Origin of the sequence: Candidatus Symbiopectobacterium sp. (genome assembly GCF_020054415.1) — a bacterium.
GTDB lineage: Bacteria > Pseudomonadota > Gammaproteobacteria > Enterobacterales > Enterobacteriaceae > Symbiopectobacterium.
Window position 1 is genome coordinate 1 of record NZ_JAHWCO010000490.1, and the last position, 6,130, is coordinate 6,130.

General features: G+C 50.6%; 3 protein-coding genes and 1 pseudogene. 2 read left to right on the forward strand and 2 right to left on the reverse strand.

From position 1 onward, the window contains the following. Positions 1-105: 105 nt before the first annotated feature. Both QZ506_RS14350 and glyA read right to left on the reverse strand, forming a co-directional pair. Entirely contained in the window at positions 106-999 is an 894-nt protein-coding gene (locus QZ506_RS14350) for a hypothetical protein (protein ID WP_291971938.1), read from the reverse strand. 307 nt (positions 1,000-1,306) lie between these two features. Then, positions 1,307-2,560: a serine hydroxymethyltransferase gene (gene glyA, locus QZ506_RS14355; protein WP_291971940.1), complete on the reverse strand. Its 1,254-nt coding sequence runs from the start codon at positions 2,558-2,560 to the stop codon at positions 1,307-1,309. 325 nt (positions 2,561-2,885) lie between these two features. Between glyA and hmpA the strand changes: the two genes are divergently transcribed. Both hmpA and QZ506_RS14365 read left to right on the forward strand, forming a co-directional pair. Next, positions 2,886-4,076: an NO-inducible flavohemoprotein gene (gene hmpA, locus QZ506_RS14360; protein ID WP_291971942.1), complete on the forward strand. Its 1,191-nt coding sequence runs from the start codon at positions 2,886-2,888 to the stop codon at positions 4,074-4,076. 335 nt (positions 4,077-4,411) lie between these two features. After that, positions 4,412-5,884: pseudogene (locus QZ506_RS14365) on the forward strand (GDSL-type esterase/lipase family protein); the annotation flags it as partial. Positions 5,885-6,130 lie beyond the last annotated feature (246 nt).

Genomic DNA, 6,130 nt, shown 5'->3' on the forward strand with positions numbered 1-6,130 from the left:
ACCCGCCGCCTGATACAATCAGCGGCTTTGTTGAATAAATAGATTTTATGCTGGCAGTACAGTGAAACGACGGATCCTCGCAACGCAAAATCATGCAGTTAGGCCTCATGAGAAAACTGTACACCTGAGGGGACAAGCATTTTCTACCAAAACTGGCTTGGCAAAACAGCATGACTCACTATTATTCAACAAAGCCACAATCAGCCCGTCGTCAGCATCAATAAGGCCAGTTTTGGAAATAGATCCAATCGAACTTAACTCTTCGACATTGTTACCAAACACGCCAATACCTAAGCTCGCGTTGATGGTACCGCCGTTAATTAATGACGCTACGCTGGCATCATTTTCCAGAACGATCCCCGCGTCACCGGTAATCAATCCGGTGTTACTAATGGAATAGAGACTGGAACTGTTGAGCAGGATGGCAGCGTCGTTATCAGAGGAAATCACACCGGAGTTGACGAATTCATACAGCATGGAGTCATTTTCCAGCACGATGCCCTTGTCACCACTGATATCACCAGCGTTCTCGAAAGAGCATAGGTTGCTGGCGTTGATTAAAACGGCCGTATCTTCATCACCTTCGATATGCCCGGAGTTGTTGAATTCCCCCATAAAGCTGTTGTTCTCGAGGTAAACGCCCTTATGTCCCAAGATGGTTCCGGTGTTAAACAACGAATCAATATTACCCGCATCACTCCAAATACCACTGTTGTCACTGGCAGAAATTAAACCGGAGTTGGTTAATGGACTGATCGACCCGCTGTTGTAAAACCCATCACTACCTTTGATAACGCCAGCGTTGCTGAGCGTACCAATGGTTGAGGTATTGGTGACGCCGAAATCGGTTCCGGTGATCGTACCGGTATTGGTTATGCTCAGATAATCCTGCGCAGTTGTGATGCTCAGGCCGCTGATGTTGGTGGAAACATCGATCGATGCAGCGGATGATGGGTAAGTAGAAAGAACGCCTAGTAAAGTACTTACTGCCACCACCAACGGTTTGACTTTGAATGACGAAGACCTCATCCGGCACTTCTCCCAATATATAATAACTCATTGATATTTCATCATTCCGCTGATATTGATAGATTATTAATTAAAAGCAAACTTCATGGAAGCAGCATGTTTGCTATCAGAACTGTCTCAAAGGGTAGACGGGGCGCGGGAGAAAACTTTCATATTCTGATTCTTGCTATCAGAGCGTCAGGGCGGATATATCAGAGGGTTACGCGAAGATGGTGAGAAAAAGCGGTAAAAAAAACGCCAGCCCGAAGGCTGGCGTTAACTTATCGGCTACTGGCTATCAGGCATAAACCGGGAAACGCTCACAAATAGAGAGGACTTTTTGTTTCACGCGTTCAATGGTCGCTTCGTCATTGATGTTATCCAGAACGTCACAGATCCAGCCTGCCAGCTCACGCACTTCCGCTTCCTTGAAGCCACGACGGGTTGCCGCTGGCGTACCGATACGGATACCGGAGGTCACAAACGGGCTCTTCGGATCGTTCGGCACGCTGTTTTTGTTAACGGTAATATTAGCGCGACCCAGAGCGGCATCGGCTTCTTTACCGGTCAGGTTTTTGCTTACCAGATCGAGCAGGAACAGGTGGTTGCTGGTGCCACCAGAAACCACGTTGAAACCGCGCGTCAGGAACACCTCAACCATGGCCTTGGCATTCTTCGCCACTTGTTGCTGGTAAACTTTGAACTCAGGTTCCATCGCTTCTTTCAACGCGACCGCTTTACCGGCGATAACGTGCATCAATGGGCCGCCCTGGCCGCCAGGGAAGACGGCAGAGTTCAGTTTTTTGTACAGTTCTTCATCACCGCCCTTGGCCAGAATCAGGCCGCCGCGCGGACCCGCCAGCGTTTTATGGGTAGTGGTCGTGACGATATGCGCATGAGGAACCGGGTCAGGATAAACGTCAGCCGCGACCAGACCCGCAACGTGTGCCATATCCACAAACAGATAAGCACCAATGCTGTCAGCGATTTCACGCATTTTCGCCCAGTCAACCACGCCTGAGTAAGCAGAAAAACCACCTACGATCATTTTCGGTTTGTGGGTTTGTGCCAGTTCAGCCATTTCTTCGTAATCGATTTTACCGCTTTCATCGATACCGTAAGGAATCACTTTGTACAGTTTGCCAGACAGGTTAACCGGAGAGCCGTGGGTCAGGTGACCGCCGTGAGCCAGGTTCATCCCCAGAATGGTATCACTCGGTTGCAGCAGCGCGGTATACACGGCAAAGTTGGCCTGAGAACCGGAGTGCGGTTGCACGTTAGCGTAGTCAGCACCGAACAGCGCTTTAGCACGGTCAATCGCCAGTTGCTCTACGATGTCAACATATTCGCAGCCGCCGTAGTAACGTTTGCCGGGATATCCTTCCGCATATTTGTTGGTTAACTGAGACCCTTGAGCCTGCATAACACGTGGGCTGGTGTAGTTTTCTGACGCTATCAGTTCAATATGCTCTTCCTGACGCACCACTTCTTGCTGCATCGCGTGCCACAGTTCGGCATCGTAATCGGCAATGTTCATTTCACGCTTTAACATCCGCATCTCCTGACTCAGCTAACTATATGTACAGTAAAAATTCCCGCAACGGGTATTGGCCTATAGTGTAAACCGTTTATCCCCTTGCATGATAGGGCTTGACAGAGGTTTTTACGCAAACGATTAGCTTCAATCAGCACAAGGCTTAGCGGCCTAATGACTTCATGTGCTGGCAAGGGAGTCTTCTTCATCTGCATCCTGCATTTTCTTCATTTTGTGTTCCCGTTGACACAATAAACACCAACACAAAGCAGGGATTTACAACGGGTCAATGCTCGAATAAGATTTATTAAAAATACATCTTATAAAAACACATGGAGTCACCATGCTAGATGCAAAAACCATCGCTATCATAAAATCGACCCTGCCCTTGCTGGCAAAAACCGGCCCTGCACTGACCGCCCATTTTTATCAGCGCATGTTCAGCCACCATCCTGAACTGAAAGACATTTTCAACATGAGTAATCAGCGCAATGGCGATCAGCGAGAAGCCTTATTCAACGCTATCTGCGCCTATGCGGCCAACATCGACAACCTCTCTGCGCTGCTGCCTGCGGTGGAGCGTATCGCACAGAAACATGCCAGCTTCTCGATCCAGCCTGCGCAATATGGCATCGTTGGCGAGCATCTGCTGGCCACGCTGGACGAATTGTTTAGCCCCAGCGGGGAGATATTGGATGCTTGGTGCAAGGCGTATGGCGTATTGGCTGATGTTTTTATTCAGCGTGAACGCGTCATTTATCAGGATGCAGCCAGCCAGCACGGCGGCTGGGAAGGCACGCGCCCCTTTCGCATCGTGAAAAAGCAGGCGCAAAGTGCGCTGATCGCCAGTTTTACGTTGGAACCTGTCGATGGCAAACCAGTGGTGGTTTTTAAACCCGGTCAGTATTTGGCAGTCTACATTCGCCACGACAGCCTTACTCATCAGGAGATTCGCCAATATTCCCTGACGCACACCCCCAATGGCCGCACTTATCGCATTGCGGTAAAACGCGAGGCTCAAGGAACCGTTTCCGGCTATCTGCATGACATTGCACAGGAAGGCGATATCATTTCACTGGCTGCTCCCCACGGGGATTTCTTTTTAACGGCAACCCCCACTACACCGGTCACGCTTATCTCTGCGGGCGTAGGGCAAACACCGTTACTCAGCATGCTGCATCAGTTAAAAGATCAGGCACATGAAGCGGACGTCCTATGGTTGCATGCCGCTGACAGCGGCGATGTGCATGCCTTTGGTGATGAGCTGACGCAGATTAACCAGCAATGGCCCACATTGACACGTTACGTATGGTATCGTCAGCCCGGTAAAGATGATCGTCCCGGTGAGGATTTTCACTATCAAGGCGTAATGGCGCTGGACAAACTGGCATACCGTTTGATCAATACCAACATGCATTTTTATCTGTGCGGCCCGGTGGCCTTTATGCAATTCGTCGCTCATCAACTCCTCACATTGGGCATCGCCCCCTCACAGCTACACTACGAATGCTTTGGCCCACAAAAAGTGGTGTAATGCGCCGAATCGCAAGAACCCACCGCACGGGCAAACGCACGCGCGGTAATCTTATCCACGATCACAAATTTATGCTCCCACCCGATCCGGTAATGATAAAAAACGGTATCGATCACAAAAATCCGCCACACCATAATGAAAATAACATTTCATTTTTAAAAAAAACGAAGTTTTATCTTATTGATTTGCTCCGCGGCCTGTCTGCATCCCACTTTTTTGGCCGAACAAACAAGGAGTTTGTGTAAGAATCATTAGCACTGCGGCAAGCCTGTTGCACACCACCAAAACGACGTCGTCTTTTTTACTACTTTTTGCTACAAGGGATGTATCTGACCATGTCTACACGATTTTCTCACCGCATTACGCTCGCGCTGCTGATTAGCGCTTCCGTGGGCTATGCCCATGCACAAAAGAATGCAGCACCGTCTAGCGAAACGCTGCCCGCCACCATTATTGTGCGTGACCAACAAGGGCACCGTCGCCAAACGCAAACGGATGTGCAGTGCCACTACCAGTTGGAAGTGTCTGAATTAACGGCACCGCTGCGCCTGTCTGCGGTTGAGCCCGGCGGCAATAACTGTTTGCTGAACAATCAGGCGCGTGCCATCTGCCTGAGCGCGTTGTTGCCAACCGCTCAATCGGGTAAAGGAAACATCGCCAACATTAACCCATTTACCGATCACATCGCCTCCGACATAGCCGCTGCGGCAGGCTACATTGGCCCGCAGCAACTCTCCGATGATGCAGGCACACCAGCGCTATCAGCCGCAACCTGGAAACAGGCTAATGCGGTGTTTCATGCCGGTTTCGGTCCCGCGTTAAAACAGGCGGGTATAACTAACCCTGCACAGTTTGATCCCCTGCACTACCCGGCAACGCAGCAAAAAGCCGTTCGCCAACTGGTCGATGTAATCAATCACAACCGCAACTACCATAACGACAGCGGGCAAGCGGGCCACACCGTACTGACGGACAGCGTGTTCCGACCGATCGTTGGTCTTAGCGCCGATGGCAGCTACGAAGGGCTGGATTATGGCTACGCGCACCGTCAGTTGGATGATATCAAAAAGGCCAAGACGCGCATCTTTATCGTTGGCGACTCTACCGCCGCCAACTACGAGAAACTGCGTTTCCCACGTATGGGCTAGGCACAGGTGTTTGAACAGCAATTCCGCCATGACGGCAGCGTCAAAGTGATCAACGGTGCCCGTGCCGGACGCAGTTCGCGCGATTTCTTCTATGAAGGCTGGTTCCGACAGATGCAGCCGCTGATGCAGCCCGGCGACTACATTCTCACTCAGATGGGCCACAACGATCAGAACTGTAACGGTGCCAGAGCGGTACGCGGCGCGGCGGATGTCGGCAACCTGTGCACCTACCCCAATGATGCGGCAGGCAATCGCAAATTACCGCAGGGTAAACCAGACATGTCATTCCAGAACGCGCTGGAACGCTATATCACCTATGCCCGCTAGCATCAGATGACCCCAGTGCTGCTAACACCAACAACCCGCGTGAAAGGTGCACAAGGAAAAGACGGCACCCCTGCAGTTCACAGTCACTTCACCCGTCAAAATGCTGAAAACGGCTTTGCCTTTATCGGTGATTACAGCCAAACCATCAAAGATACCGCGAAAGCCAACAATGTCCCTTTGCTGGATGTCGAACCCGATACCATTGCACTGGCTAACTAGGATAACGGACATCACTGGAAACAGTACTGGCTGGTGATCGATCCTAAACGCTACCCGTACTACAAAGATCAGGCGGGCAGCACCAGCAAACCGGATACCACCCATTTCCAACAAATCTATGGTCACCCCCATTTTTGCAACACTGATTTTTGACTAATGGTGGGCTTGCTTCAATCTATCCGGCGTCTCTGTGGGCGAGATGCCCGCGCCTCGATGAGTTCCGCACCTGGTGAACCTGAAAAGGCCCTCTGCTTCAGTGAGCCATTTTTGTCGTCAGGTTTTTCAGCAGGCCGATATGCCGTTCATGTCATCAATAATCAGTCTTCGCAAAACCAGATAGGTAACTGCTGTTTAATTACT

Bases quoted from the DNA above. Each gene is read 5' to 3' on its own strand.
- glyA (WP_291971940.1), bottom strand. From the start codon at position 2,560: ATGTTAAAGCGTGAAATGAACATTGCCGATTACGATGCCGAACTGTGG.
- hmpA (WP_291971942.1), top strand. From the start codon at position 2,886: ATGCTAGATGCAAAAACCATCGCTATCATAAAATCGACCCTGCCCTTG.